Source organism: Achromobacter sp. 1011791174 (genome assembly GCF_059760925.1).
Map to the genome: position 1 here is coordinate 1 of NZ_JCBANH010000012.1, position 26,301 is coordinate 26,301.

The 26,301-nt window shown below is 69.2% G+C and carries 30 protein-coding genes; 9 read left to right on the forward strand and 21 right to left on the reverse strand.

Annotated elements, in window-relative coordinates; translation table 11 throughout:
- Positions 1 to 5: 5 nt before the first annotated feature.
- Positions 6 to 464, forward strand: coding sequence for a VOC family protein (locus AC6LJ5_RS06520; protein ID WP_498140108.1), 459 nt, complete (start codon positions 6 to 8; stop codon positions 462 to 464).
- Between the two features lie 9 nt (positions 465 to 473).
- Here the strand turns inward: AC6LJ5_RS06520 and AC6LJ5_RS06525 are convergent, their stop codons facing one another.
- From AC6LJ5_RS06525 to AC6LJ5_RS06535, 3 genes are all read right to left on the reverse strand, one after another.
- Positions 474 to 998 (reverse strand): DUF1993 domain-containing protein, encoded by a 525-nt coding sequence (locus tag AC6LJ5_RS06525; RefSeq protein ID WP_498140071.1) that lies wholly within the window; start codon positions 996 to 998, stop codon positions 474 to 476.
- Between the two features lie 161 nt (positions 999 to 1,159).
- Positions 1,160 to 2,239 carry an extracellular catalytic domain type 1 short-chain-length polyhydroxyalkanoate depolymerase gene (locus tag AC6LJ5_RS06530; RefSeq protein ID WP_103273732.1) on the reverse strand — a complete coding sequence of 360 codons (1,080 nt, stop codon included), beginning with the start codon at positions 2,237 to 2,239 and terminating at the stop codon, positions 1,160 to 1,162.
- A gap of 127 nt (positions 2,240 to 2,366) precedes the next feature.
- A complete protein-coding gene (locus AC6LJ5_RS06535; RefSeq protein ID WP_103273731.1) occupies positions 2,367 to 2,555 on the reverse strand; it encodes a hypothetical protein in 189 nt (62 codons plus the stop codon).
- Between the two features lie 310 nt (positions 2,556 to 2,865).
- Here AC6LJ5_RS06535 and trhA point away from each other — a divergent pair, with 310 nt between their 5' ends.
- Positions 2,866 to 3,513, forward strand: coding sequence for a PAQR family membrane homeostasis protein TrhA (gene trhA / locus AC6LJ5_RS06540; protein WP_103273730.1), 648 nt, complete (start codon positions 2,866 to 2,868; stop codon positions 3,511 to 3,513).
- Positions 3,514 to 3,623: 110 nt separating this feature from the next.
- Here the strand turns inward: trhA and AC6LJ5_RS06545 are convergent, their stop codons facing one another.
- The gene (locus AC6LJ5_RS06545) at positions 3,624 to 4,391 is read right to left on the reverse strand and encodes an AraC family transcriptional regulator (RefSeq protein WP_392409027.1); all 768 of its coding nucleotides are present in this window, start codon (positions 4,389 to 4,391) and stop codon (positions 3,624 to 3,626) included.
- A gap of 151 nt (positions 4,392 to 4,542) precedes the next feature.
- Between AC6LJ5_RS06545 and AC6LJ5_RS06550 the strand changes: the two genes are divergently transcribed.
- A complete protein-coding gene (locus AC6LJ5_RS06550) occupies positions 4,543 to 5,358 on the forward strand; it encodes a sulfite exporter TauE/SafE family protein (RefSeq protein WP_103273728.1) in 816 nt (271 codons plus the stop codon).
- Between the two features lie 56 nt (positions 5,359 to 5,414).
- On the opposite strand, the gene AC6LJ5_RS06555 is transcribed toward AC6LJ5_RS06550, so the two are convergent.
- The gene (locus AC6LJ5_RS06555; RefSeq protein ID WP_103276409.1) at positions 5,415 to 5,858 is read right to left on the reverse strand and encodes a GNAT family N-acetyltransferase; all 444 of its coding nucleotides are present in this window, start codon (positions 5,856 to 5,858) and stop codon (positions 5,415 to 5,417) included.
- A 295-nt stretch (positions 5,859 to 6,153) separates the two neighbouring features.
- Between AC6LJ5_RS06555 and AC6LJ5_RS06560 the strand changes: the two genes are divergently transcribed.
- Positions 6,154 to 6,552: a DUF4168 domain-containing protein gene (locus tag AC6LJ5_RS06560; protein WP_103273727.1), complete on the forward strand. Its 399-nt coding sequence runs from the start codon at positions 6,154 to 6,156 to the stop codon at positions 6,550 to 6,552.
- Between the two features lie 98 nt (positions 6,553 to 6,650).
- Positions 6,651 to 7,355: a glutathione S-transferase family protein gene (locus AC6LJ5_RS06565; RefSeq protein ID WP_392409028.1), complete on the forward strand. Its 705-nt coding sequence runs from the start codon at positions 6,651 to 6,653 to the stop codon at positions 7,353 to 7,355.
- A 31-nt stretch (positions 7,356 to 7,386) separates the two neighbouring features.
- Here the strand turns inward: AC6LJ5_RS06565 and AC6LJ5_RS06570 are convergent, their stop codons facing one another.
- The 6 genes from AC6LJ5_RS06570 to AC6LJ5_RS06595 all read right to left on the reverse strand — a co-directional run bounded on the left by AC6LJ5_RS06570 (position 7,387) and on the right by AC6LJ5_RS06595 (position 13,453).
- Positions 7,387 to 8,148: an ABC transporter permease gene (locus AC6LJ5_RS06570; protein ID WP_103273725.1), complete on the reverse strand. Its 762-nt coding sequence runs from the start codon at positions 8,146 to 8,148 to the stop codon at positions 7,387 to 7,389.
- Positions 8,145 to 9,068 (reverse strand): ABC transporter ATP-binding protein, encoded by a 924-nt coding sequence (locus AC6LJ5_RS06575; RefSeq protein ID WP_498140072.1) that lies wholly within the window; start codon positions 9,066 to 9,068, stop codon positions 8,145 to 8,147. Before AC6LJ5_RS06575 ends, AC6LJ5_RS06570 begins: the two co-directional genes overlap by 4 nt.
- Positions 9,069 to 9,236: 168 nt before the next feature.
- On the reverse strand, positions 9,237 to 10,166 hold the full coding sequence (locus AC6LJ5_RS06580) for a dihydrodipicolinate synthase family protein (RefSeq protein ID WP_103273723.1): 930 nt from the start codon (positions 10,164 to 10,166) through the stop codon (positions 9,237 to 9,239).
- Positions 10,167 to 10,173: 7 nt separating this feature from the next.
- Positions 10,174 to 11,346: an L-rhamnonate dehydratase gene (locus tag AC6LJ5_RS06585; protein ID WP_103273722.1), complete on the reverse strand. Its 1,173-nt coding sequence runs from the start codon at positions 11,344 to 11,346 to the stop codon at positions 10,174 to 10,176.
- 62 nt (positions 11,347 to 11,408) lie between these two features.
- A complete protein-coding gene (locus tag AC6LJ5_RS06590) occupies positions 11,409 to 12,470 on the reverse strand; it encodes a 4-hydroxythreonine-4-phosphate dehydrogenase PdxA (RefSeq protein ID WP_498140073.1) in 1,062 nt (353 codons plus the stop codon).
- A gap of 8 nt (positions 12,471 to 12,478) precedes the next feature.
- On the reverse strand, positions 12,479 to 13,453 hold the full coding sequence (locus AC6LJ5_RS06595) for a Bug family tripartite tricarboxylate transporter substrate binding protein (protein WP_103273721.1): 975 nt from the start codon (positions 13,451 to 13,453) through the stop codon (positions 12,479 to 12,481).
- A 135-nt stretch (positions 13,454 to 13,588) separates the two neighbouring features.
- Between AC6LJ5_RS06595 and AC6LJ5_RS06600 the strand changes: the two genes are divergently transcribed.
- The gene (locus AC6LJ5_RS06600; protein WP_103273720.1) at positions 13,589 to 14,524 is read left to right on the forward strand and encodes a LysR family transcriptional regulator; all 936 of its coding nucleotides are present in this window, start codon (positions 13,589 to 13,591) and stop codon (positions 14,522 to 14,524) included.
- A gap of 59 nt (positions 14,525 to 14,583) precedes the next feature.
- On the opposite strand, the gene AC6LJ5_RS06605 is transcribed toward AC6LJ5_RS06600, so the two are convergent.
- The 10 genes from AC6LJ5_RS06605 to AC6LJ5_RS06650 form a co-directional block, all read right to left on the reverse strand.
- On the reverse strand, positions 14,584 to 14,820 hold the full coding sequence (locus AC6LJ5_RS06605; RefSeq protein ID WP_103273719.1) for a hypothetical protein: 237 nt from the start codon (positions 14,818 to 14,820) through the stop codon (positions 14,584 to 14,586).
- Between the two features lie 42 nt (positions 14,821 to 14,862).
- Positions 14,863 to 15,066 carry a FixH family protein gene (locus tag AC6LJ5_RS06610; RefSeq protein ID WP_103273718.1) on the reverse strand — a complete coding sequence of 68 codons (204 nt, stop codon included), beginning with the start codon at positions 15,064 to 15,066 and terminating at the stop codon, positions 14,863 to 14,865.
- Positions 15,067 to 15,104: 38 nt separating this feature from the next.
- Entirely contained in the window at positions 15,105 to 16,598 is a 1,494-nt protein-coding gene (ccoG, locus tag AC6LJ5_RS06615) for a cytochrome c oxidase accessory protein CcoG (protein WP_392409031.1), read from the reverse strand.
- Positions 16,599 to 16,767: 169 nt separating this feature from the next.
- A complete protein-coding gene (ccoP, locus tag AC6LJ5_RS06620) occupies positions 16,768 to 17,718 on the reverse strand; it encodes a cytochrome-c oxidase, cbb3-type subunit III (protein WP_103273716.1) in 951 nt (316 codons plus the stop codon).
- The gene (locus AC6LJ5_RS06625) at positions 17,715 to 17,891 is read right to left on the reverse strand and encodes a cbb3-type cytochrome oxidase subunit 3 (protein WP_103276407.1); all 177 of its coding nucleotides are present in this window, start codon (positions 17,889 to 17,891) and stop codon (positions 17,715 to 17,717) included. Before AC6LJ5_RS06625 ends, ccoP begins: the two co-directional genes overlap by 4 nt.
- Positions 17,891 to 18,613, reverse strand: coding sequence for a cytochrome-c oxidase, cbb3-type subunit II (gene ccoO, locus AC6LJ5_RS06630; protein WP_103273715.1), 723 nt, complete (start codon positions 18,611 to 18,613; stop codon positions 17,891 to 17,893). Before ccoO ends, AC6LJ5_RS06625 begins: the two co-directional genes overlap by 1 nt.
- A 10-nt stretch (positions 18,614 to 18,623) precedes the next feature.
- Positions 18,624 to 20,108 (reverse strand): cytochrome-c oxidase, cbb3-type subunit I, encoded by a 1,485-nt coding sequence (ccoN, locus tag AC6LJ5_RS06635; RefSeq protein WP_212313797.1) that lies wholly within the window; start codon positions 20,106 to 20,108, stop codon positions 18,624 to 18,626.
- A 222-nt stretch (positions 20,109 to 20,330) separates the two neighbouring features.
- Entirely contained in the window at positions 20,331 to 20,492 is a 162-nt protein-coding gene (ccoS, locus tag AC6LJ5_RS06640; protein ID WP_103273713.1) for a cbb3-type cytochrome oxidase assembly protein CcoS, read from the reverse strand.
- Complete coding sequence (locus AC6LJ5_RS06645) at positions 20,489 to 21,457, reverse strand: P-type ATPase actuator domain-containing protein (protein ID WP_103273712.1); 969 nt, start codon at positions 21,455 to 21,457, stop codon at positions 20,489 to 20,491. The genes ccoS and AC6LJ5_RS06645 overlap by 4 nt, the downstream gene beginning before the upstream one ends.
- Before the next feature lie 122 nt (positions 21,458 to 21,579).
- On the reverse strand, positions 21,580 to 22,848 hold the full coding sequence (locus AC6LJ5_RS06650; protein ID WP_103273711.1) for an adenosylmethionine--8-amino-7-oxononanoate transaminase: 1,269 nt from the start codon (positions 22,846 to 22,848) through the stop codon (positions 21,580 to 21,582).
- 153 nt (positions 22,849 to 23,001) lie between these two features.
- Between AC6LJ5_RS06650 and AC6LJ5_RS06655 the strand changes: the two genes are divergently transcribed.
- Genes AC6LJ5_RS06655 through bioD form a run of 3 tightly spaced genes read left to right on the forward strand, consistent with a single transcriptional unit; the run spans position 23,002 to position 26,289 of the window.
- Positions 23,002 to 24,192 (forward strand): aminotransferase class I/II-fold pyridoxal phosphate-dependent enzyme, encoded by a 1,191-nt coding sequence (locus tag AC6LJ5_RS06655; protein ID WP_392409033.1) that lies wholly within the window; start codon positions 23,002 to 23,004, stop codon positions 24,190 to 24,192.
- 2 nt (positions 24,193 to 24,194) lie between these two features.
- On the forward strand, positions 24,195 to 24,845 hold the full coding sequence (locus AC6LJ5_RS06660) for an alpha/beta fold hydrolase (RefSeq protein WP_498140074.1): 651 nt from the start codon (positions 24,195 to 24,197) through the stop codon (positions 24,843 to 24,845).
- 1 nt (position 24,846) lies between these two features.
- Complete coding sequence (gene bioD / locus AC6LJ5_RS06665; protein ID WP_498140075.1) at positions 24,847 to 26,289, forward strand: dethiobiotin synthase; 1,443 nt, start codon at positions 24,847 to 24,849, stop codon at positions 26,287 to 26,289.
- Positions 26,290 to 26,301 lie beyond the last annotated feature (12 nt).

Genomic DNA, 26,301 nt, shown 5'->3' on the forward strand with positions numbered 1-26,301 from the left:
ACGCAATTCCCCCCGGCATGCACACGCTGACCCCGCACCTGGTCTGCGAAGGCGCATCCGACGCCATCGCCTTCTACAAGAAGGCCTTCAACGCCGAGGAGCTGGCGCGCCTGCCCGGCGCCGACGGCAAGCTGATGCACGCCATGCTGCGCATCGGCGACTCCACCATCATGCTGTGCGACGACTTCCCGCAATGGGGCAGTCTGGGGCCCAAGGCGCTCAAGGGCTCGCCGGTCTACCTGCACCTGTATGTCAAGGATGTGGACGCGGCCATGAAGCAGGCCGTGGACGCCGGCGCCCAGGTCACCATGCCGGTGGCCGACATGTTCTGGGGCGACCGTTACGGCCAGCTGGTGGATCCGTTCGGCCACCGCTGGTCCATGGCCACGCACAAGCTCGACCTGACGCCGGAGGAAATCCGCCAGAACATGGAAAAGATGGGCGGCTGCGGCGGCCCGAAGTAGCGGCCGCGCTCAGGCCGGGTTCAAGCCCGGATACGGCCCGAGAAAATCCAGCTTGCCGATCTTCACGCCCTGGTTGCGCAGGATGCCGTAGGCGGTGGCGACGTGGAAGTAGAAGTTCGGCAGCGCGAAGCTCAGCAGATAGGCGTCGCCCTGGAACTCGGGCTTGAAGTCGCCGAACGACAGCGTGACCTTGCGGCTTTCGGCGCCGTCGAAGGCCTGCGGCGCCAGGCCCTGCAGATAGGCGATGGTGTCGGCCACGCGCTGGCGCAGCTGCGCCAGCGTGGTTTCCTCGTCGGGAAACTTCGGCGCCTCGATCCGCGACAGACGCTGCGCGGCGAACTTGGACGCGTCGCTGGCGCGCTGGATCTGGCCAGACAAAGGATACATGTCCGGCGCCAGCCGGGCGTTGGCGAGTTCGGCGGGATCGATGCCGGCTTCGCGGGCATGCGACTCGGCTTTTTCCAGCAGCGCGGCCAGCACATTCAGGCCGCGGACGAATACAGGCACCGAAGCCTGGTAGAGAGAAAGGGACATGATGGGACGTTCCAACTGTGTGCTTGCGACCGCCCGCCGCGACGGCGGCGGGGCCTCGGGAATGCCGCGATCTTACCGTCGCCCGCGCCAACCTGGCCCGCGCCCGGCCTGGACATCACCATTCCCGATCCGCGAACAATAGCCGCTTGCGCCGGTCGCGGCTACAGGGCCGGCGGCGTGCCGCGCCGCTGTGCCTGGAAGAAGCGCCAGATCAGCGCCGATGCGTCCGGCCCGCCCCTGCTGTGGTATCTCACGGCCGGATCGCCGCCGCTCCAGGCATGCTCGACATGCGTGATCTCGCACAGCCGCACCACGGCGCGGCGGTCCTTCAGCATGTCGACCCGGCGATAGGATTTGTCCGTGCCCAGCCCCAGTACCCGCTCGACCGGAACATCCTGGGGGTGCAGGCCATTGAGCAGGCGGAACTGGTCGAACAGCTGGCGCGCGTTGCGCGGCGCCACGGCGGGATCGAGCTGGCCCTGCAGGATGATGGCCGGCATGCCCAGGCGCAGCGCGGCCGGATTGGCCACGCTTTCCAGCAGCGGACGCAGGGGCTTGAGCGCGCCCCGGCGCATGGTTTGCAGGCCCGCGGCGGCGCTGTGCGCGTCGCCCGTCACCGGGCCGGAATGCATGGCCAGCGCCGCCACCAGTTGCGGATGCCGCAGCGCCACAAGAGCCGCCATGCCGGCGCCCGCCGACAGGCCGGCGATGTACACGCGCGTCGGATCCAGGCCATGACGCCCCACTTCCGAGCGGACCAGCGCGGCGATCAGGTCGGCCTCGCCGCCGCCGTGCAGCGCGTCGGGCTGGAACCAGCGCCAGCAGCGCTGCACCTGCCGGGCCATGGACTGCTGCGGGTACAGCACCATGAAGCCGGCCGCGTCGGCCCACTGGTTCATGCGCGAACCCTGCGCGAACGACAGCGCGGTCTGGCGACAGCCGTGCAGCATGACCACCAGCGGCATGCCCTGGCGCGGCACGCCGGGCGGAATGTAGCGGGCGAAGGCGAGACGCCGGCCCAGGCCGTCGGTGAACTGGCGCGAGGCCTCCCAGCGGCCCAGGCCCAGCGAGGGCGAGGCGCCGTCGCGCGAGGCATTGGCGCTGCGCCTGGCCGCCGCCCGGCGCGACGCGGCGGCGCGCTTGCCGGAGGCGCCGGGCACGGCCAGGTTCAAGGCCGCGCGCTGGATCCTGCCGAGCTTTTTCGCGGCCTTGAAAAACAGAGTGGAAAAACTGCGCGCCATTGTCAGGCCTCGGCCAGTTGAACCTTGCTTGCCCCAAGACGACGTCCCGATACCACCTGGCCGCAGCTGCACGGCCCGCCGACTGCCTCATCCGCCGGGCGACGGATGCCGGATTTGCTGCGTGTGCTCAGTAACGGCCCGCCCGGGCCGACATCGCGGCGCCGCTGGTGAACAGCTCCAGACAGGACAGCAAGGCGATCGCGATGGTGACGATGGAGAGCGCCTTGACGATCTTGTTGGTGTCCGGCCGGGTCAGCATCGCGGTCATGCGCGTGACGATGTAAGCCCCAACCATAATGCCGATGACAGGAATCATAGGTGCCCCCCCCGGAACATGCGATAGCGTTTGATTGAGCGGGCGCCGAGCGCGCCGCCGCCGGAAACGGAAAAATCGGCCAGCAGCGGCGCCAGTCGCCTGTCCGGGCCGATTATTTGTGCGGATCAAATGTATCACACAGTAACCGCATGGAACCCATATCCGAAACGTAACCGACGGCCCCGCTTGCCGAAAATCAAGCCGATGGAACACGCCTCGCCGTTACAGGAGGCGGCGCTTGAGCCGCCGCCGCAAAACGCCTAAGGTGGGAGCCCCGATTCCCCACACTCCGCCACGGACGCTCCACCGCATGTTCCCCAACGACCGCCCCCAGACCCTGGGCGAAGAAATCGCCAACGCCGTCAGCCACGGCCTGGGCGCCGCCTGCGCGGTGGCCGCCGCCCCCATCCTGATCGTCGCCGCCACGCGCCAGGGCGACGCGGCCTTCATCGCCGGCGCCGCCATCTTCGCCGCGACCATGGTGCTGCTGTACCTGGCGTCCACCATCTACCACGCACTGCCGCTGAACCGCGCCAAGCGCCTGTTCAACGTGCTGGACCACTCGGCCATCTACCTGCTGATCGCCGGCACCTACACCCCCTTCGCGCTGGGCGCGCTGCGCGGACCCTGGGGCTGGACGTTGTTCGGCCTGGTCTGGGGCCTGGCCCTGCTGGGCGTGGGACTGAAGGCCAGCAAGCGGCTGAACCGCCCCGCCATTTCCACCGGGCTGTACCTGGCCATGGGCTGGCTGGTGCTGATCGCCGTCAACCCGCTGATCGAGCGCGTGCCCGAGGGCGGGCTGTGGTGGCTGGTGGCCGGCGGCCTGGCCTACACCGGCGGCGTGGTGTTCTTCGTGTTCGATTCGCGCTGGCGCTACGCGCATTTCGTCTGGCATCTGTTCGTGCTGGCCGGCACCGCCTGCCACTTCTTCGCCGTCCTCTGGTACGCCAAGGGTTGACATCCCCCCCGAAGCGCTCACGCGCCCCCCCAGGGGCATGCCTGCGGACCGGCAAAGCCGGCTCCGCGGCATCCCGCTGAAGCAGCACCTCCTGCGTGCTATGGAGGGTCCTAGTCGGTGCGCAGGTAGGCGGAGGGCGCCGCGCCCAGCACGCGCCTGAACATCGTTGAGAACGCGGCCGGGCCCTGGTAGCCGAAATCCAGCGCGATGACGGTGACGGGATCGCCCGCCGCCAGCCGCGCCAGCGCCAGCACCACGCAGGCGCGCTGACGCCATTGGGCGTAGGACATGCCGGTGTGCTCGCGGAAATGGCGGCTGAAGCTGCGCGGACTCATGTGCAGCCGCCCGGCCCAGTCCTGCGGCCGCGAGCGGATGTCCGGCGCCGCCATGAAGGCCTGGCACAACGCCCCCAGCCGCGCGTCGCGCGGCAGCGGGATGTGCAGCGGCAGCGCCGGCGCGCGGTCCACCTCGTGCAGCAGCAGTCGGGCCAGCGCGCCGTCGCGCCCTTCCCTGTCGTACTGCGCCGGCATGTCCACGGCCGCCAGCAGCAGCTGGCGCAACAGCGGCGACACCTCCACCACTTCGCAGGCCCGCGCGTCCGCGCGCGCCGCGCCCGGCTCGATGTAGGCGCTGCGCGTGCTGACCCCCAGCATCCGCACCTGGTGCGTGACGCCGGCCGGGATCCAGACGGCGCGCTGCGGCGGCACCACCCAGCCGCCATCCTCGCTCAGCACCAGCATGACGCCGGTGGCGCCGTACAGCAGCTGCGCGCGCCGGTGCGCGTGCGCGTCCAGCAGGTGTCCGGCCGGATAGTCGTTGCCGATGGCGACGAGCGCGCGGTCCAGGGCGTCATGCAGGTCGATATGGGTATTGCGCATGCGGGCGTCCTCCCGTCTGCCCGCAGCGGGCAGCCACGGAGGCTGTTCGGGAGTTGGCTGAAACTCGAATATTACTGTCTTCATTTCGAAAGCCGGCCAGGGCGGGCGCCGCTATCGTGATCCCATCATCATTCTTCGCAGGAATCGCGGCATGTTGTATCTGGTCCTGGCCCTGTTCGGCGTCCTCAGCGGCGTCACCACCGTGTTGTTCGGCTTCGGCGGCGGCTTCGTCGCCGTGCCGGTGCTGTATGCCGCCCTGCGGGCCGGCCACGCGGCCGACGATCCGGCCGCGCTGGCCGCCATGCACATCGCGGTGGCCACGTCCACCTGCGTCATGATCGTGAACGCCGCGGCCGCCACCCGGCGCCATCAGAAGGCCGGCAACATCCTGCGCGCCTATGTCTGGCCGCTGGCCGGCTACATCGCCGTGGGCGCGGCGCTGGGCGCGCTGGCGGCGATGCGGATCGACGGCGGACTGGTGCGCCTGGCCTTCATCGCCTACCTGGCCGTCACGCTGGCCGACTGCTTGCTGCGCCAGGGCTTCCTGGCGCATGACGGCGGCGGCCAGCCACGCCCGCTGGGCGGCGCGGCGACGGCGGGCGGCGGCCTGGCGATCGGCGCGGTGGCGGCCTTCCTGGGCGTGGGCGGCAGCGTGATGACGGTGCCGCTGCTGCGCCGGCGCGGCCTGCCGATGGCCCAGGCCGCGGCCATGGCCAATCCGCTGACGCTGCCCGTGGCCGTGGCCGGCACGCTGGCCTATGTCGTCGCCGCCCGCGACCTGCCCGCCGGTCTGGCGCCGTGGATGGCCGGCTATGTGGACCTGCCTGCCTTCGCCCTACTGTCACTGGGATCGCTGGTGGGCATCCGGCTGGGCGCGCCGCTGATCCCGCGCATCCCCGACCGCCTGCACGCCCGCGCCTATCTGGTGCTGCTGGCGCTGGTGCTGCTGGGCATGCTGCTGGCCTAGGAACGCCGGTCTGCCACGCCCTTGCCTTTCCGGCGACCGAAAACCTGCATGGCTCGCTAGCCGGCAACGGCCGGCGACGCCGCATAGACATCCGGGCGGTGCAGTTCCATGTAGCGTTCGGGATGCTCGGGCGCGGTGAAGCCCAGCGGCGCGTAGACGCCATGCGCGCTGGTCGTCACCAGCACGATGCGCCGCAACGCCGCCACAACCGGATCGTCGAACACGTGGCGCATCAGCTCGCGCGAATAGCCCCGGCCCCGGCAGTCCGGCAGCACGAACACATCGCACAGATAGGCGAAGGTGGCCTCGTCCGTCACCAGCCGCGCGAAGGCCACCTGGCGTCCGTCCAGGTAGGCGCCGTAACAGCGCGAGCCGGCCAGCGCGCGCTCCAGCGTGTCCCGGGGCATGCCGCGCGCCCAGGGCGTCTGGTCGCGCAGGAAGGCGTGGATCATGTCAACGTCGAGTTCGGACTTGTCGGTGGAAATGCGCAGCGCGCTCATGGACGGCATGGCCTCGGTTGGAAGGGACGGCCCCAGATTATGGCGCGGCCGCACACGCAAGGAAACATGGCGGCCAGCAGCGCCTACCAAATCGCGCAAAACGTTTCCGGCGTCGTCCCAGGGCGCGCCCTGGGACGGCGCCGCGACCTTGCGGTGGCTCGCCGACACAGGAAAACACATCGGGAAACTTGAGGCCGGCCGGCGTGCTTTGCCATCATGGACCCGTATCCATCGGGATGCCCCGACGGGGCTCCCCTTTGGCCTGCCACGCTTTACGCATTACAAGGAGGTCCCCATGCAGCGATCCCCCAGCACGTTCCTGTACGCCGCCCTGCTGTCCGCCGCCCTGGCCGCGCCGGTCCTGGCGCAGCAACAGCCTCCAGCCAGCCAGACGCCATCGCCGATGCAGGCGCCGGCCGTGCCGCAGCCGTCCGACCAGCAGCTGCAACGCTTTGCCTCGGCCTCGCAGAAGGTCTCGGGCGTCGTGGACGAATATCGGCCCAAGGTCGAATCGGCCAAGACCGACGAGGCCAAGCAGAAGCTGGTCAAGGAAGCCGACGAGAAAATGGTGCAGCTGGTGCGCGCCGACGGCCTGACCGTCGACGAATTCAACGGCATCAGCCGCGCCGTGCAGCAGGATCCGCAATTGCAGCAGCGCGTGTCCAAGCTCAATCCGTCCGGCAAGACGCGCTAGCCTGCTGTCCCGCCGATCCGCCATGCCGGCGGATCGGCGTAACGCGCTATCCTTGGGGCCGGGGATTTCCGTCCCGCCATCGCAAGGAGCGCATCGCCTTGAATCCCGATCTCACCCTGTACGACCTGGCCGGCGCCGACGCGTCGCTGCGGTTCAGCCCGCATTGCTGGAAGATCCACATGGCCCTGGCCCACAAGGGGCTGTCGGCCGCCACGGTGCCGTGGCGTTTCACGGACAAGGAAGAGATCGCGTTCTCCGGCCAGAAGCTGGTGCCGGTGCTGCTGCACGACGGCCAGGCGGTCAGCGATTCCTGGCGGATCGCCTGCCACCTGGAAGACGCCTTTCCCGACCGCCCCTCGCTGTTCGGCGGCGAGGCCGGCCGCAAGCTGAGCCTGTTCGTCAACAGCTGGAGCGACGCCACGCTGGTGCCCATCCTGGCCCGGCTGCTGCTGCCGTCCATCCACGCGCTGATCCACGAGAAGGACCGCGACTACTTCCGCGTCACGCGCGAAAAGCGCTTCGGCCCGCTGGAGGAGCTGCCGGCCGGCTATGCGGCGCAGATCGAGGCGCTGCGCGCCGCCCTGCAGCCGCTGCGCCTGACGCTGGCGCGCCAGCCCTACCTGGCCGGCGACGCGCCGGCCTATGCTGACTACGCGGTGTTCGGGATGTTCATGTGGGCGCGCTGCACCAGCGCGCAGGAACTGCTGGCGCCGGACGACGCCGTCCATGCCTGGCGCGAACGGCTGCTGGACGCGCACGGCGGCCTGGCCCGCGCCGCGCAGGCGGCCTCCACTCAGGCTTGAACGCAAGCCGCCCGATCCCGCACCGCCCGGCTCAGGTCTTGAGCCGGTACCCGGTCTTGAAGATCCAGCGCACGCAGACCAGGCACAGCGCCAGGAAGGCCAGCGTCATGCCGGCGCTGACGCCCACGCTGACATCGGCCACTCCGTAGAATGCCCAGCGGAATCCGCTGACCAGGTAGACCACGGGGTTCAGCAGCGTGACGCTCTGCCAGAACGGCGGCAGCATCTTGATGGAATAGAAGGTGCCGCCCAGGAAGGTCAGCGGCGTGATGATCATCAGCGGGATGATCTGCAGCTTCTCGAAGCCGTCGGCCCAGATGCCGATGATGAAGCCGAACAGACTGAACGTGACCGCCGTCAGCACCAGGAAGCCCAGCATCCAGAACGGATGCGCCACGCCGAAGGACACGAACAGCCGCGCCGTGGCCAGCATGATCAGGCCCAGCAGGATGGACTTGCTGGCGGCCGCCCCCACGTAGCCGGCCACGATCTCCACGTAGGAGATCGGCGCCGAGTGGATTTCATAGATGGTGCCGGTGAAGCGCGGCATGTAGATGCCGAACGAGGCGTTGGCGATGCTCTGCGTAAGCAGCGCCAGCATGATCATGCCGGGCACGATGAAGGCGCCGTAGCTGACGCCGTCGATCTCGACCATATGCGAGCCGATGGCCGAGCCGAACACGACGAAGTACAGCGCGGTGGAGATGACCGGCGAGGCCACGCTCTGCATCAGCGTGCGCCAGGCGCGCGCCATTTCGAACTTGTAGATGGCGAGGATGGCGTGGAAGTTCATGATTGCGCGTGCACCAGGCTGACGAAGATCTCCTCGAGCGAGCTTTCGGAGGTATTGAGGTCGGTGAATTCGACGCCGCGCTCGGCCAGGGCGCGCAGCAGCAGCGAGATATCGCCGCCGTCCTGCTTGCCGTAGGTATGGACCAGCTTGCGGCCGTCTTCGGCCAGCTCCAGCGCATAGGCCTCCAGACCGGGCGGCACGGCCGCCAGCGGCGTCTTCAGCGTCAGCGCCAGCCGGCGCTTGCCCAGTTTTTCCATCAACGCGTGCTTTTCCTCGACCAGGATGATCTCGCCCTTGCGGATCACGCCGACGCGATCGGCCATTTCCTGGGCTTCCTCGATGTAGTGCGTGGTGAGGATGATGGTCACGCCGTTCTCGCGCAGCCGCCGCACCATGTCCCACATGCCGCGCCGCAGCTCCACGTCCACGCCGGCGGTGGGCTCGTCCAGGAACAGGATCTGCGGCTCGTGCGACAGCGCCTTGGCGATCATGACGCGCCGCTTCATGCCGCCGGACAGCGCCATGATGCGGTTGTCCTTCTTGTCCCACAACGACAGGTCGCGCAGGATCTTCTCGATAAGGGCGGGATTGGCCGGCTCGCCGAACAGCCCGCGGCTGAACGACACCGTGTTCCACACGCTCTCGAAGGCGTCGGTGGAGATTTCCTGCGGCACCAGCCCGATCTTGGCGCGGGCCTTGCGGTAGTCGGCGACGATGTCATGGCCGTCGGCCAGCACCCGGCCCTCGGTGGCGTTGACGATGCCGCAGATGATGCTGATCAGCGTGGTCTTGCCCGCGCCGTTGGGCCCGAGCAGGGCGAAGATCTCTCCGCGCCGGATTTCCAGGTCCACGCCCTTGAGCGCCTGGAACCCGGATGCATATCGCTTGGACAAGCCCTGGACTGAAATGACCGGCTGCACGGACGCCCCGCTGGATGGTTTGGAACAGCGGGGATTTTACCTGCCGTGGGATACGACCTTGTCAGCGGGAGCGGAACGCTATGTTCGCGGCCGCTGGCCAATGGCGGGCGGCAAGGACCTGCCGGGCGGCCGCGGATCGGGCCGGCGCCGCCAGCCCGGCGCTTGCGTTCAACGCCCCCAGCGCAGCACCAGCGGGTCCAGCCTGCGCGCGATCGCCAGCAACTGCCGCCGCGTCTCGGGATGCAGCGGCGGCCAGGGCGCGCGCGGGGCGTCGCAGGCGATCACGCCGCCCTCCTTCATCAACGCCTTGGCGGCCAGGAAGCCGGCCTGGCGGTTCTCGTGGTTGATCAGCGGCAGCCAGCGCTGGTACTGCGCGTAGGCGGCCTCGACATCGCCACGGCGATGGGCTTCGATGATGGGCCGGATGCCGTCGGCATAGCCGCCGCCGGTCATGGATCCGGTCGCGCCGGCCTCCAGGTCGGCCAGCAGCGTGATGGCCTCCTCGCCGTCCCAGGGGCCCTCGACCGCCTCGCCGCCCAGCGCGATCAGCTCGCGCAGCTTGCCGGCGGCGCCGGCCGTTTCCATCTTGAAGTACGAGACCTGCTCGATCTCGCGCGCCATGCCGGCCAGGAAGGCGGGCGACAGCGGCGTGCCGGCGGCCGGCGCGTCCTGGATCATGATGGGAATGCCGATGCGGTCGGACACGCCCTGGTAGAAGGCGCGCACCTGCGCCTCGCCGAAGCGGAAGGTGGCGCCGTGGTACGGCGGCATGACCATGACCATGGCCGCGCCCATGTCCTGGGCGCGGCGGCTGCGCTCGGCGCAGACGCGGGTGCTGGCGTGCGTGGTGGTAACGATCACCGGCACGCGGCCGGCCACGTGTTCCAGCACCGCGCGGGTCAGGATCTCCCGCTCCTCGTCCGAGACCAGGAACTGCTCCGAGAAATTGGCCAGGATGCACAGCCCGTCCACGCCGGAATCGATCATGAAATCGACGCAACGCCGCTGGCTGGCGAGGTCCAGCGCGCCGTCCTCGCCGAAGGTGGTGGGAACGACGGGGAAGATGCCGCGATAGCGCGGGTTGGAAAGTCCGGGCATGGCGGCCTCACTCGGTGATGCGGAACTGGTCCAGGAACTCGGTCTTGAGCGTCAGCCCCAGGCCGGGCCTGGCGTCGTCCAGGTCGATGAAGCCGTTGCTGGCCGTGGGCTCGCCGTCAAAGATGTAATAGAACAGCTCGTTGCCGACCTCCACGTCGAACATGGGGAAATACTCGCTCATGGGCGAGGCCAGCGTGCTCATGGTCAGGTGATAGTTGTGCATCTGGCCGGCGTGCGGAATCACCGGCACGCTATGGGCCTCGCACAACGCATTGATCTTGTGCGCGGCGGTGATGCCGCCGACGCGGTTGGTGTCGTACTGCGCCACCGAGATGGCCTTGCGGTCCAGCAGCTGCTTGAAGCCATAGAGCGAGAATTCGTGCTCGCCGCCCGAAATGGGAATCGAGCCCATGCGGTTCAGCTCGGCGTAGCCGTCGATATCGTCCGCGATTACCGGCTCTTCCAGCCAGCGCGGCTCGAACTTCTCCAGCTTGGGCAGCATGCGCTTGGCGTATTCCAGGTTCCAGCCCATGTAGCACTCCAGCATCAGGTCGGTGTCGTAGCCGATCACCTCGCGCACGGCCTCGACCGATTTCAGGTTCTCGGCCACGCCGTGCTGCAGATGCGCCGGACCGTAGCCGAAGCGCATCTTGAATGCGCGAAAGCCCTGGTCCAGATAGGTCTGCGCCTCGCGCTGCATGGCGTCGAGATCGCCGCGATAGAGCTTGGAGTAGTAGCAGGGAATCTTCTCCTTGGTGCGCCCGCCCAGCAGCTTGAACACCGGCTTGCCCACGGACTTACCCAGGATGTCCCAGATGGCCAGGTCCACCGCCGAGATCGCCGCCATGGCCACGCCCTTGCGGCCCCAGGCGTGGGTGGCGCGATACATGCGCTGCCACAGGTACTCGTAGTCCCAGGGGTCGTGGCCGATGACCAGCGGCGCCAGGTACTGGTCGACGATGGCCTTGGCGATGCGCGGCGCCAGCGCCACGTTGCCCAGGCCCACGATGCCGTCGTCGGTCTCGATCTCGACCACGGTCCAGCCGTGGAAGCGGAAGGTGCTCATGGTTTCCTGCGGCGAATACAGCAGGTCCATGGCGTTGGAGCAGAAATTGCCTTGCGGCGGCACGGTCTTGCCGGTCCATTCGTAGACGCGGGCGCGCACGGATTTGATTTTCATGAGGGGATTCCTGAGGCGTGGGGAACGGCGCGCGGACCGCGCCGGAATGTCTGGATACCGGTTCAGGCCCGGGCGGCGCGCGCCGCGCGGTGCGAACGACCCATGCGGCAGGCCACGTTGAAGGCCTGCCATGTGGCCGCGTCGCTCGCCCTGCCCTGGCCGGCGATGTCGTAGGCGGTGCCATGCGCGGGCGTGGTGATGGGAATGGGCAGCCCGCCCTGCACCGTCACGCCGCGCGAGAAGCCCAGCAGCTTGATCGCGATCTGGCCCTGGTCGTGATACATGGTGACGATGGCCTGGAACTCGCCGGCCTGGGCCTTCAGGAAGATGGTGTCGGCCGGAAACGGCCCCTGCACCGGCAAGCCTTCCTGGTTCAGTTCGCGCACCGCCGGCGCGATGATGTCGACTTCCTCGCGGCCGCAGGTGCCGCCATCGCCGCCATGCGGGTTGAAGGCGGCCACGGCCACGCGCGGCTCGGGCACGCCGCTGGCCTGCAAGGCGCGGTGGATCAGCCGGGCGGCGTCCTTGATGCCGGCCACGCTCAGCGCGGCGGCCGCGTCCTTCAGCGGGATGTGCGAGGACACGCGCGAGGTCCACAGATCGCCGAGCGTGTTGAACTCGCAGAAGTAACCGGTCACGCCCAGGTATTGGGCGAAATGATGCAGTTCGTCGTCGTGGCGCAGGCCGCCCAGCTTCATGGCGTGCTTGTTCAGCGGCGCGAAGCAGATGGCGTCGACGTGGCCGGCCAGCGCCGCGTCCATGCAGGCGTCCAGCGCGCGCAGCACCGATGCGCCGCCGGCCGCGCCGGCCTGGCCCGGGCTGACGTCGCCGGGCCGCACCGTGTCCATCGCCAGCCAGGCGGCGCGGCCGGTGGCGGGCCGGCCGCGCGCGGCGGCGAAGCTGTCCACCGGATCGAGCGCCACGCGCACGCCGGCGATCCGCTGCCCCGCTTCCCACAGCCAGGGGTCGCCGATCAGCACGACGTTGGCCAGTTGCCCCGCCTCGGGCCGCGCCAGCAGGCGGGCGATCAGTTCCGGGCCGATGCCGGCCGGGTCGCCCAGCGTCAGGGCGACGACGGGCAGGTCCTGCGCCGGCTGGCCGGCGGTTCGATGCTGCGGATGCATGATGGTCTTCACTCGACGGAAATGTGGTTCTTCTTGATGATCGCGGCGTAGCGCTGGTTCTCGGCCTGATGGAAGCGGGCGAACTGTTCCTGGCTCATCGGGCTGACGTCGGCGCCGATGGCCTGCAGGCGCGCGCGGGTGTCGGACAGCGCCAGGATGGCGTTGACCTCGTCGTGCACGCGGCGCTGGATCGCGGCGGGCGTGCCGCTGGGCATGTAGATGCCATACCAGGCGCTCATCTCCACGCCGGGCACGCCGGCCTCGGCCATGGTGGGCACGTCGGGCAGCTGCGGATTGCGGGCGGCGCTCAAGACCGCCAGCGCCCGCACCTTGCCGCTCTTGATGTGCGGAATCACCGAGGACGCGGTCTCGAAGGCGATCTGCACCTGGCCGCCCATCAGGTCGACCATGGCCGGGCCGCTGCCGCGATAGGGAATGTGCGTGATCTGCACGCCGGTGGCGTCCTTGAACAGCTCGGCCGCGATGTGCTGGGTGCTGCCGGCGCCGCTGCTGGCGAAGTTGTACTCGCCCGGCTTGCCCTTGAGCAGCGCGATCAGTTCCTGCACCGTGCGCGCCGGCACCTGGTTGTTGACGACCAGGATGTTGGGCACCGCGCCCACGAACACCACCGGCGTCAGGTCGCGGTCGTTGTCATAGCCCAGCTTGAGCAGGTGCGGGGCGATGGCATGGGCGGTGGACACGCCCATCACCATGGTGTGCGCGTCTCCGGATTTGGCCGCGAGGTCGGCGGCCAGCGTGTTCGAGGCGCCCGGCTTGTTCTCCACCACCACGGTCTGGCCCAGCCTCGGACCCAGCTTGTCGGCCACCGCGCGCGCCATGGCGTCGGTGCCGCCGCCGGGGGCCGATCCCACCAGCAGCCGCAGCGGCTTGACGGGCCAGTTGGCGTCCTGCGCCAGGGATGGGCCCGATGCCGCCAGGCACAGGGCGCCCGCCGCGATCGCGGCCAGCAAACGGGTCTTCATGCTTGTCTCCTTGGGGGCTTTGCGCCATTCCGGGTTCGTGCCCGGCGGCTTGTTTTGATGCAGCCATCTTAGGGAGTCGATTCGTTTCCGTAAAATGAAACTTTGGCACCAACCGTTCACTCCAGGCGATCAATCATGGAACGAGCCCTGAATGCCCCCGCCCTGCTGGCGCGCCTGCGCATGCGGCAGATCGTGCTGCTGCTGGCCATCGAGGAACGCGGCACGCTGCGCGCGGCGGCGGCGGCGCTGAACATGACCCAGTCGGCCGCCAGCAAGATGCTGCACGAGCTGGAGCAGGCCATCGGCCAGCCGCTGTTCGAGCGGGTAGGCCGCGGCCTGGCGCTGACGGCGGCGGGCGATTGCGTGATGGGTTATTTCCGCGGCATGCGCGGCACGGTGTCCTCGCTGGCGCGCGAGCTGGAAGAGCTGCGGCTCGGCAGCGCGGGCAAGCTCTTCATCGGCAGCATCATGGCCGCCTCGCCCGGGCCGCTGACCGACGCACTGCTGCGGCTCAAGCAGACCTATCCGCTGCTGGCGGTGGAGATTTCGACGGGCACCAGCGACCTGCTGATCGGACGGCTGAACGAGGGCCGGCTGGATGTGGTGATCGGCCGCATGCTGACGCTGCCGCCGCGCGACTATGTGTTCCGCCCCATCGGCGACGAGGCGCTGTCGGTGATCGCGGCCGTCGACCACCCCCTGGCCGGACGCGCGCGCGTCAGTTTCGAGGCCTTGCGGGAGTATCCGTGGATCCTGCAGCCGCAGGGCAGCCCGATGCGCGACGTGATCGAGCAGGAGTTCCGCTCCCATGACGCGGCCACGCCGCCGGGCCTGATCGAATCGGCCTCCATCCTGACCACCACCAACCTGGCGATGAAGTCGACCATGCTGGGCGTGATTCCGGAGTCCGTGGCCAGCCGCTACGCGGCCCACGGCCTGCTGGCCATCCTGCCGTACCAGATCCGGCACGCGCTGACGGCGTTCGGCAGCATCGTGCCGCGCGACCGGCCGCTGAGCGCGCCGGCGCGTCATTTCGTCGAGCTGCTGCACGAGGCGGGCGCGGCGGCCTAGGCCGGCCCTGGAGCGTGTTCAGACCGGAAATGGATCCCGGGCCGCCCGCCCCGCCGCCATTACAGCTCGTCGTCTTCCCTGGGCTTGGGCATCAGATAGGCCGTGAGCGCGCTGGACAGCCCGGCCATCACCCACAGCACGAAGAAGGACACGGTGTAGAAGCCGGTGCGCCCGGTGGGCACGTGCCCGAATATGGCCACGTCCAGTGGGTCGATCAGCGCGAAGATCAGCGCGCTACAGGCTGCCGCCGCCAGGAACGACGGCCACAGGATCCACATCAACGATCTCAGGCCCATGCGTGCCCCTCCTTTGTCTTACGGGTTGGACCGGACGGCCGCCTAACGCGCCGCCCCCGCTCCCTGGTGCTCGATGACCAGCCCGCGCTTGACCAGCCCCTCTTCCTGGATGGGCTGGTTGCTGAACTGGGTGAAGGCGAAATACATGGTGATGAAGCAGCCCAGCATCGCCAGGAACGGGCCGGCCATCAGGAACCAGGGCCAGAATTCACGGTACCAGGGCTTGGCGATCGTGGCGGTAGTCATAGCGTGTCCTTTGATCCTTGCGCGGGTCCATGCCGCGCTCAGTTGGGAATGTAGAAGCTGGCGGGTTCGTCGGTCTCGATGCCGCGATTCTCGCCGTCCTGGGCGCGGGCGTGCAAGGTGATCGGGTGCGCGCCGGGCTTGCCGCCCGCGGGTACGCGGATCACCATCGGCACCAGCTTGTTGGCGGCGGCCTCGACCTCCACCACGTCCGACGCTTCCTGGCCGGCCAGCACCGCCAGTCCGGGCAGGCCCTCGGCCGACAGACGCAGGCGCAGCGGCGAGTCCGACGTATTGATGATCTGCAGGCGGTACACGTTCTCGATCAGTCCGCCGGCCACTTCGCGGCCCAGCACGCCACGATCGCGGATCACGTCCACGCGCAGGGGATTGCGCATGGCCAGCGAGGCGATGAAGGCGATGACCAGGATCAGGATCAGCGTGCCGTAGACCAGCACGCGCGGACGCAGCAGGTGCGAGCGGGCGCTCTTGGTCGACAGGCCGTCCAGCATGGCGCGCTCGGACGTATAGCGGATCAGGCCCGGCTCGTACTGCATCTTGTCCATCACCTGCTCGCAGGCGTCGATACAGGCGCCGCAGCCGATGCACATGTATTGCAGCCCTTCGCGGATGTCGATGCCGGTCGGACAGACCTGCACGCACAGGCTGCAATCGACGCAGTCGCCCAGGCCGGCGGCCTTGTGGTCGACCTTGCGCGAGCGGCCGCCTCTCGGATCGCCGCGACGCTTGTCATAGGTGACCACGAAGGTGTCCGGATCGACCATCACGCTCTGGAAGCGGGCGTAGGGGCACATGTACTTGCAGACCGACTCGCGCATGAAGCCGGCGTTGCCCCAGGTGGCGAATCCGTAGAACACCATCCAGAACCACTGCCAGGGACCAAGCTGCAAGGTGAACAGTTCATGTCCCAGTTCGCGGATGGGCGCGAAATAGCCGATGAAGGTCGAGCCGGTCCACCAGGCCAGCGCGATCCACAGGAAATGCTTGGTGATCTTCAACCGCGCCTTGTGCCAGGACCAGGGCGACTCGTCCAGGCGGATGCGGGCCACGCGGTCGCCTTCGACCTTGCGCTCGATCCACATGAAGATCTCGGTGTAGACGGTCTGCGGACAGGCGTAGCCGCAGAACAGCCGGCCGGCCACGGCGGTGAACAGGAACAGCGCCAGCGCCGAGATCACCAGCAGCACCGCCAGGTAGACCACGTCCTGCGGCCACAGCACCAGGCCGAACAGGTAGAACTTGCGCGCGCCCAGGTCGAACAGCACGGCCTGGCGGCCATTCCATTGCAGCCAGGGCAGGCCGTAGAAGATGAGCTGGGTCAGAAAGACGAAGGCGATGCGCCAGCGCGCGAACAGGCCGCTGACGGATCGCGGGTAGATCTTGCTGCGCACGCCGGCCAGGGTCTGTTCCAGCGTTTCCTGGCCGGGACGCGGCGGCCGCACATGCGGCCGCCAGGGCGGCGGATCGCCGCCGGGCGGCGTGCTGACGGTTGCGGTTGACCCATCGTTTTTCATCGCAGGGCCGCCCCAAGATGAAACGCGCCCCCCTCGGGGGGGCAGCAAGCGCACAACGCGCGCGCGGCGTGGGGGGTCATCTTCATTTGCTGCTCCGTACTCATCAAGTCCACGTCGCCTGAGAGAAACGCCGTTTCTCTCAGGCTCTATGCCACATACAGGTCCGCGATCAGCGGGCCGCCGTCTTCTCGGCCGCCTGCGGCTTGGCGTCCGGCTTGTTGGACAGGCCCCACACCCAGGCCGTCAGGATCTTGATCTGGTCGGGCGTCAGCACGTCCTCATGCGCGGGCATGCGGTTCTGGCGTCCTTCCAGGATGGTCTGCACGATGGTCGCTTCCGAGCTGCCATAGAGCCAGACTTCGTCCGTCAGGTTCGGCGCGCCCAGCGACTGATTGCCCTTGCCGTCGACACCGTGACAGGCCACGCAGTAGTTGGCGAACTCGCGCTTGCCGCGGAACACGCGCACCGGATCGGCGGTCAGGCCCGACAGCGAGCGCACGTATTGCGCGATATCGCCGGCCGTCTTGGGATCGATCACGCCCTTCCACGGGGGCATCACGCCGATGCGGCCCTTGGTGATGGTCTGCATGATGGCTTCGGGAGAGCCGCCGTGCAGCCAGTCGCCATCGGCCAGGTTGGGGAAGCTGGGGCCGCCCTTGGCGTCCGAGCCGTGGCACTGTGCGCAGGTGTTCAGGAACAGGCGCTGGCCGATCTCACGCGCGCCGGGGTCGGCGGCGATCTGCGGCACGGTCATGGTCTCGAAACGCGCATAGATGGGGCGCACCGCCTCGGCCAGCTTGGCCTGGTTGCGCGCCACTTCCTCGGCGCTGCTGTAGCCCAGCGAGCCCTTGTATTCGCCCAGGCCCGGCATGAAGAACAGGTAGCCCAGCGCGAACACGCAAGCCAGCAGGTACATCCAGGTCCACCAGCTGGGGACCGGGTTGTTCAGCTCGGTCAGGTCGCCGTCCCAGACATGGCCGGTGTCCTCGACCTGGCCGTTGGCCGGCTTGGTGCTGAGCCAGCGACGCTGCGTGTACAGCAGCCACACGCACCAGACCACGCCGCCCACGGCGACGACGGAGATGAAATACCCCCAGAAGCCATTGACGAAATCGCTCATGACCGATTCGCTCCATCTTGTTGTGCCGGCCCGAATTCATCGGGCAGCGCGAACGGCAGCATCGCCGATTCGCTGTTGGCGCTCTGGCGGCCGCGCGAGCAGGCCCACCAGACGATGCCGAAAAAGGTTGCCATCGAGATGGCGGTGACGATTGCGCTGATGTAGGCCATGATCAGCCTCCCGAGGCCGGCTGGGCGGCCGGCTGCCTGGCGGCGTCGACGGCCTTCTTGGCGGCTTCCTCGGCGGCGGCGGCCTTCTTGGCCTGCTGCGCCTTGCGCACGCCCACGCCCAGCCCTTGCAGGTAGGCCACCAGCGCGTCCTCTTCCGTCTTGCCCTCGATGGCCTTGGGCGCGGCGGCGATTTCCTCGTCGCTGTACGGCACGCCCACCAGGCGCAGGGCGCGCATGCGGTCCTGCACGTTCTGGCCGGTGATCGAGGTCTTCTCCAGCCACGGATAGGCCGGCATGTTGGACTCCGGCACCACCATGCGCGGGTTGCGCAGGTGGATGCGGTGCCACTCGTCGGAATAGCGCTCGCCCAGGCGCGCCAGGTCGGGACCCGTGCGCTTGGAACCCCACAGGAACGGATGGTCGAACACCGATTCCGAGGCCAGCGAGTACGAACCGTAGCGCTGCACTTCGGCCGCCAGCAGGCGCACCTGCTGGGAATGGCAGCCGACGCAGCCCTCGCGGATGTAGATGTCGCGGCCCATCAGGCGCAGGGGGCTGTAGGGCTCGACGCCCTCGGCCGCCTGCGTGGTGCTGTGCTGGAAGAACAGCGGGATGATCTGCACCAGGCCGGCGAAGGACACCACCAGGATGCTGGCGATGATCATCCAGCCGATGTTCTTCTCGAGCGTCTGGTGGGAAAAGAAGCCGTGTTGCTTGTTGGCCATGATGTCCTCGTCAAACGGTAGCCGGAGCGGCGGCGGTGACCGGCGTGCGCGCGGCTTGCGGATCGTCCTGGGGAATGGCGGGGTTGACCGCGGTCGCGCCGCGCACCGTCATCCAGACGTTCCACGCCATCACGAACACGCCCGACAGGAACAGGGTGCCGCCCAGCAGACGAATCAGGTAGTACGGAACGCGCGTCTTCAGTTCCTCGACGAAGCTGTAGACCAGGGTGCCGTCGGCGGCGGTGTCGCGCCACATCAGGCCCTGCTGCACGCCGGCGATCCACATGGCGGCGATGTACAGCACCACGCCGATGGTCGCGATCCAGAAGTGCAGTTCGATGGCCTTGACGCTGTGCATCTTCTCGCGGCCATAGAGGCGCGGGATCAGGTAGTACAGCGAGCCGAACGAGATCATGGCGACCCAGCCCAGCGCGCCGGAGTGCACGTGGCCGATGGTCCAGTCCGTGTAGTGCGACAACGCGTTGACCGTGCGGATCGACATCATCGAGCCTTCGAAGGTCGACATGCCGTAGAACGACAGCGCCGTGACCATGAACTTCAGGATCGGATCGGTGCGCAGCTTGTACCAGGCGCCCTGCAGCGTCATGATGCCGTTGATCATGCCGCCCCACGAAGGCGCCAGCAGGATCAGCGAGAAGGTCATGCCCAGCGACTGGGTCCAGTCCGGCAGCGAGGTGTACAGCAGATGGTGCGGGCCCGCCCACATGTACGTGAAGGCCAGCGCCCAGAAGTGGACGATGGACAGGCGGTACGAGTAGATCGGACGGCCGGCCTGCTTGGGCACGAAGTAGTACATCATGCCCAGGAAGCTGGTGGTCAGGAAGAAGCCCACGGCGTTATGGCCGTACCACCACTGCACCATGGCGTCCTGCACCCCGGCGTAGGCGGAGTACGACTTCCACATCGACACCGGCACTTCAAGGTTGTTGAAGATGTGCAGGATGGCGATGGTCAGGATGTACGAGCCGAAGAACCAGTTGGCCACGTAGATGTGCTTGGAGCGGCGCTTGATGATGGTGCCGAAGAACACGATGGCGTAGGCCACCCAGACCAGCGTGATCAGGATGTCGATGGGCCATTCGAGTTCCGCGTATTCCTTGCTGCTGGTGTAGCCCAGCGGCAGGGTGATCGCGGCGGCGACGATGACGATCTGCCATCCCCAGAAGGTGAACGCGGCCAGCGGGCCGCAGAACAGGCGGGTCTGACAGGTGCGCTGGACCACGTAGTACGACGTGGTGAACAGCGCGCTGCCGCCGAACGCGAAGATCACCGCGTTGGTGTGCAGCGGACGCAGCCGGCCATAGGTCAGCCAGGCGGTGTCGAAGTTCAACTGAGGCCAAATCAGCTGCGCGGCGAGCAGTACGCCCACAGCCATGCCGACGATTGCCCACACTACCGTCATGAGCGCGAATTGCCTCACGATCTTGTAGTTGAAGGTGTCGGCCTTGCTTGCGATTGCGGCGCAATCGTTCATCACCCTTCCCCTAAAAGAAACAAACAGTTCCAGGCTTCAATGATGGGGGGGCCGGGGTAAACCCGCGTTGATGTGGATCAAGTCCCTACTCGAGAAATGGGGAACGCGGCGCGCGGGCAACGGGTCAGAAGCAGCGGCTTCCGACCGGATCAGACATATCGGCGGCGGCGGATCTCAGGCCCCGGCGCCGACATCGCAGCGCGGACACCGAGCGGCGGCGGCCTAGCCCCGGCTGCCCGGCCCGCTGTCGTCGTCGCGCAGGATGGCCGTGCCGGCGCTGTCGGTGTCGTCGTACTGGCCGTTGAACACGGCCCACCACAGCGACACGCCGATCGCCAGCACGAACAGCAGCGACAGGGGCAGCAGCAGGTAGAGGATGGTCATGCGGATTCCGGCGCGCCAGCGGCCAATGCGCCGGACCAGTCGCGGCGCGACAGCCGCCAGGAGTTCCAGGCCACCGCCAGCGAGGACAGCAGCATGGTGATGGCCGCCAGCCAGGGCGTGACCCAGCCGACCAGCGCCAGCGGCGTCATCAGCAGATGCCATACAAGCGAGCCATGCAAGTTCTGGCGCGCCTTGCGGCCCGCCTCGTCCAGCAGCGCCTGCAAGGCCGCGTCGGGCATGGACGGATGCGCCGCCAGCGCGGCGTGCGCCGAGGCCATGGCCGTGGGCACGGCCATCGACATCGCGCAGGGACAGCTCATGACCAGCAGCGCCACCATCACCGGAATGCTGTGGGCCGGATCGATATAGGCCCAGGCCGCGGCGGCGGCCAGCGCCAGGAGCACCTGGATCATCACGAAGCGCGAGGCCAGCCGGTCGGCGCTGGCGCCCAGGCTCAGGCGGCGCGCTTCGACGCGGGAATGGCGCAGGCCGCCGGCCGAGCCGCCGTAGGATTGACGCGCGCACAGTTCCAGGTAGCGGGCGGTCAGCAGGAAGGCCACGAACATGGTCACGGAATCGAAATACACCTCGCCGTGTCCGGTATAGGTCGCGTGCACCGAGGGAATGAAGGCGGCCACGATGCCCAGCGCCACCGGCACGTCCATGCCGGCGCGGCCATGGCGCAGGTTGTCGCCGGCGTGGCGCCAGATCGGCCATGCCGAGTACAGCACCACGGGCACGGTCAGCGCGAAACTGGCCCAGTTCATCAGCACGATGGCCCAGTCCAGCGTCTCCAGGGCATCCGTGGGGATGCCGTCGTGGCGCAGGTAGCCGGGCCAGGCAAACATCATCACCTGCATCATGGCCAGCCAGGCCAGCGACAGGCGCACCAGCGCGTGCCGGCGCTGCTGGCGGTCGACGTCGGACAGGCCGGCGGGGACGGCGAAGATCGATTTGGCTCGCATGCGCCGATCTTAGCCAGCCGCCCGGTCCGGCGTCTTGACATGGATCAAGCGGCCGGACCGGATTTGCCGCCGGCCGGTCCGGCACCGGCGGCTGGCGAGCCGGCGGTCCGGGCATCGTCGGTTCAGGGCCGCTGACGGCGCAGCACGTCCGACACGGCGCCTGTCAGGACGGCCAGCTCGTCCGCCGCGATGGTCAGCGCCGGGGTCAGGTAGACCACGTTGCCGAACGGCCGCACCCAGACGCCGGCTTCGACCAGCCGCCGCTTGAGCGCTTCGCGGTCGGCGATGCCGTCCAGCTCCACCGCGCCGATCGCGCCCAGCACGCGCACGTCGCGCACCCAGGGCAGCTCGCGGCACGGCGCCAGCCCTTGCTCCAGCGCGGCGCAGATCGCCCGCGCCTGATCCAGCCTCGGCTCGCGCTCGAACAGGTCCAGCGAGGCATTCGCGGCGGCGCAGGCCAGCGCGTTGCCCATGAAGGTGGGACCGTGCATCAGCGCGTGCGACGGGTCATCGGACCAGAAGGCGTCGAATACCCGGTTGCTGGCGACCGTGGCGGCCAGCGGCAGCGTGCCGCCGGTCAACGCCTTGGACAGGGTGATGATGTCGGGACGCGCGCCGGCCTGTTCATAGGCGAACATCGTGCCGGTGCGGCCGAAGCCGGTGAAGATCTCGTCGTAGATCAGCAGCAGGCCGTGGCGGTCGGCCAGCCGGCGCAGGCGGCGCAGCACCTCGGGATCGTGCATCAGCATGCCGCCGGCGCCCTGCACCAGCGGCTCGACCAGGATCCCGGCCAGCTGCGGGCCCCGGCGCTCCAGGAAGGCGTCCAGCTCGACCTCGCCGGCCTCGTCGCGCGGCAGGGCGACGATGTCGTGCTCGGTCAGCATGCCCCGGAACAGGCTGTGCATGCCCTCTTCCGGATCGCAGACCGCCATGGTGCCGAAGGTGTCGCCGTGGTAGCCGCCCTTGAACGCCAGGAAGCGGCCACGCCCGCGCTCGCCCTGGTTGAGCCAGTATTGCAGCGCCATCTTCATGGCCACTTCCACCGCCACCGAGCCGGAATCCGTGTAGAAGACCCGGTCCAGACCCGGCCCCAGCAGCGCCGCCAGCCGCCGCGCCAGCGTCAGCGCCGGCTCGTGGGTCAGGCCGCCGAACATCACGTGCGGCATGGCGTCGAGCTGGGCGCGCACGGCCTGGGCGATGTGGGGATGGTTGTAACCGTGGCAGGCGGTCCACCAGGACGCCACCCCGTCTATCAGGCTGCGCCCGTCGGCCAGCTCCAGCCGGCTGCCGTGGCTGCGCACCACGGGCAGCGGCGGCGTGGCTGTCTTCATCTGGGCATAGGGCAGCCAGATGTGGGGCTGGCCCTGGGCCACCCAGTCGGGCGTGTGCATATATAGAGCTCCTGCAAAACCGGAGGCCCGGGCCAGGAAACTCCCGGTGGGCCGTCTGCCGGGGCGCCGGGCGGACGGCGGCGCCTCCACTACAATGGCCCGCATTCTACGGCCTGGCCGCCCCGCCGCGCCCGGCCGCCCCCGGATTTGCCGATGTCGAAGCTGGATTCCCTTTTCTCCTCCGAGCTCGCGCTCGCCGAGACGCGCCGCGTGCGCCGCCGCCTGCGCACCGCCGCCGCCGCCCCCGCCGGCCGCATCGTCCTGAACGGCGCGCCCATGCTGAACTTCTCCAGCAACGACTACCTGGGACTGGCGCGCCACCCGCTGCTGGTCGAGCGGGCGCGCGAATGGACCGCGCTGCGCGGCGCCGGCGCCCAGGCCTCGCGACTGGTCTGCGGCAACCTGGACCTGCACGAACAGGTCGAGGCCAAGCTGGCCCGGCTCAAGGGCGCCGAGGCCGCCCTGCTGCTGGCCTCGGGCTGGCAGGCCAACGCCGCCGTGCTGCCCGCGCTGCTGCGCGCCGCCGCCGGCCAGGGCGAGGTCCAGCTCTATGCCGACAAGCTCAACCACGCCAGCCTGCACCACGGCTGCCAGGCCGCCGGCGTGAAGCAGATCCGCTACCGCCACAACGACCTGGAACACCTGGAAAGCCTGCTGGCGGCCCGCGCCGAGCCCGGCCCCGGCGGCAAGCCGGCGGTGCGCTTCATCGTCACCGAAAGCGTGTTCAGCATGGACGGCGACCGGACCGACGTGGCCCGGCTGGGCGAGATCGCCGAACGCCACCACGCCTTCCTCTACCTGGACGAGGCGCACGCCACCGGCGTGCTGGGCGCCCAAGGCGCCGGCCTGTCCAGCCTGGCGCCGGGCCGGGTGGACCTGATCATGGGCACCTTCAGCAAGGCGCTGGGCGGCTTCGGCGCCTATGTGGCCGGCTCGCGCGTCATGTGCGACTACCTGGTCAACGCCTGCTCGGGCTTCATCTACACCACCGCGCTGCCGCCGGCCGTGCTGGGCGCGATGGACGCGGCGCTGGACCTGCTGCCGCGACTGGACGCTGAACGCTCGCGGCTGGCCGACAGCGCGCAAACGCTGCGCGCCGCGCTGGCGGGGCTGGGCGTGGACACGGGCGGATCCTCGACCCAGATCGTGCCCGCCATCGTCGGCGACGAAGCCCGCGCGCTGGCCCTGGCCGCCGGGCTGGAGCGGCGCGGCCTGCTGGCCGTGGCCATCCGCCCGCCCACGGTGCCCGCTGGCACCAGCCGGCTGCGGATCGCGCTCAGCGCCGCCCATGGCGAGGACGATCTCGCCCGCCTGATCGACGGCCTGACGGCCGAGCTGGCCTGACCATGCCGCAAGCCACGCTCTGGTTCGCGCACGGCTGGGCCTATGACGCGTCGTTCTGGGCGCCGCTGCGCGCGGCCCTGTCCGACTGGCCCCAGGTGGCCGACGACGCCGGCTATTTCGGCGTCCCCCGCCTGCCGGAAGTCTCCGGCCCGGTGATCGCCATCGGCCATTCACTGGGCGTACTTCGCCTGTTGCGCCAGCCGCCGCCCGGCTGCGCCGGCCTGGTCTGCATCAACGGCTTCGCGCGCTTCGGCGCCGGCCCGGACTTTCCCGAAGGCGTGGCGCCGCGCCTGCTCGACCGCATGCTGCGGCAGCTGGTCGCCCAGCCCCAGGCGGTGCTGCGCGATTTCCGCGCGCGCTGCGGCGACGACACGCCATCCGGCGCGCCCGACATGGCCGCGCTGGAACGCGGCCTGCTGGCGCTGCGCGACGAGGACCGGCGCGCCGGACTGGCGGCGCTGCCCATGCCGGCGCTGGCGCTGGCCGGCGCCGAGGATCCGGTCGTGCCGCCGGCCATGACCGGCGCGGCGCTGCCCGGCGTCGCGCTGCGCTGGCATGCGCGCGGCGGCCATTTGCTGCCGCGATCGGACCCGCAGTGGTGCGCCGGACACATCCGCGACTTCGCGCTCGGCCTGGCCGGCATCGGAGCCTGACATGAACGGCCGCGCACGCAACGCCGCCATCGGCGCGCGCTTCGGCCGCGCCGCCGCCCGCTACGAAGCGCATGCCCCGGCCCAGCGCGCCGCCGCGCGGCGCCTGGCCGAGGACATCGCCCGGCTGGACCTGCCGCCGCGCCCGCGCATCCTGGAGATCGGCTGCGGCACCGGACTGCTGACGCGCGAGCTGGCGCGCCGCCTGGGACCGGCCGACTGGACGCTCACCGACATATCCCCGGCCATGCTGGAGACCGCGCGGCTCGGTCCCGCGCCGCAAGGCAGCGTGCGCTACGCGGCGCTGGACGGGGAACATCCCGACGCCCTGCCCGGCGGCTACGACCTCATCTGCTCCAGCCTGGCGGTGCAGTGGTTCGGCGACCTGAACGCAGGGCTGGGCCGGCTGGCCGCGCTGCTGGCGCCGGGCGGCCATCTGGCCATCGCCACGCTGGCCGAGGACACCTTCGCCGAATGGCGTGCCGCCCACGCCCGCGCCGGCCTGGACGCCGGCACCCCGGCCTATCCCGCGCCCGGCGCCATCCGTCCGGCCATGGGCAATCTGGCCGGTGCCGTGCGCGCCGAACGGCTGGTACAACAGCATCGTGACGGCCTGCATTTCCTGCAAGACCTGAAAGGCATCGGCGCCACCGCCGCCGCGCCCGGCCACCAGCCGCTGGGCGCGGCGGCGCTGCGCCGCGTGCTGGCGACATTCAACGAACAAGGAGCCAGCGTGACCTATCACCTGGCCTATGGCATGTGGAAGAAAACCGACTCCCGCCGCGCCGGCGTCTTCGTGACCGGCACTGACACCGGCATCGGCAAGACCCTGGTCTCGGCCATCCTGGCGCGCGCCTGGAATGCCGATTACTGGAAGCCGGTGCAGACCGGCGTGGCCGAAGAACCCGGCGACACCGACACGGTGGCCGGGCTGGCGCAGCTGCCGCCCGAGCGCCTGCACCTGCCGGCCTACGTATTGCAGGCGCCGCTGTCGCCCTGGGCGGCCGCGCCGCTGGAAGACGCCGAGCTGGACGCCACCACCATCGTGCCGCCGGACACCGACGCGCCGCTGATCGTGGAAGGCGCCGGCGGCCTGTACGTGCCGATCGATGACCGGCACATGATGATCGACCTGATCGCGCGGCTGGGCATGCCCGTGGTGCTGGCCGCGCGCAGCGGCCTGGGCACCATCAACCACACGCTGCTCAGCCTGGAGGCGCTGCGCCGCCGAAGCGTCCCGGTGCTGGGCGTGGTCATGAGCGGCCCGCTGTCGCCCGGCAACAGGGAAGCCATCGAACGTTTTGGCGAAGTCCGCGTGCTGGCCGAGATCCCGCCGCTGGCGCGGGTGGACGCGGCTGCCGTGGCCGAGCTGGCGCGCGGCATCGCGCCGCTGGCCGACTGCCTGGCGGCGCTGGAAGGCAGCCCCGAGGGTGGTTCCGGCGGCTGAACCCGCCGCCGC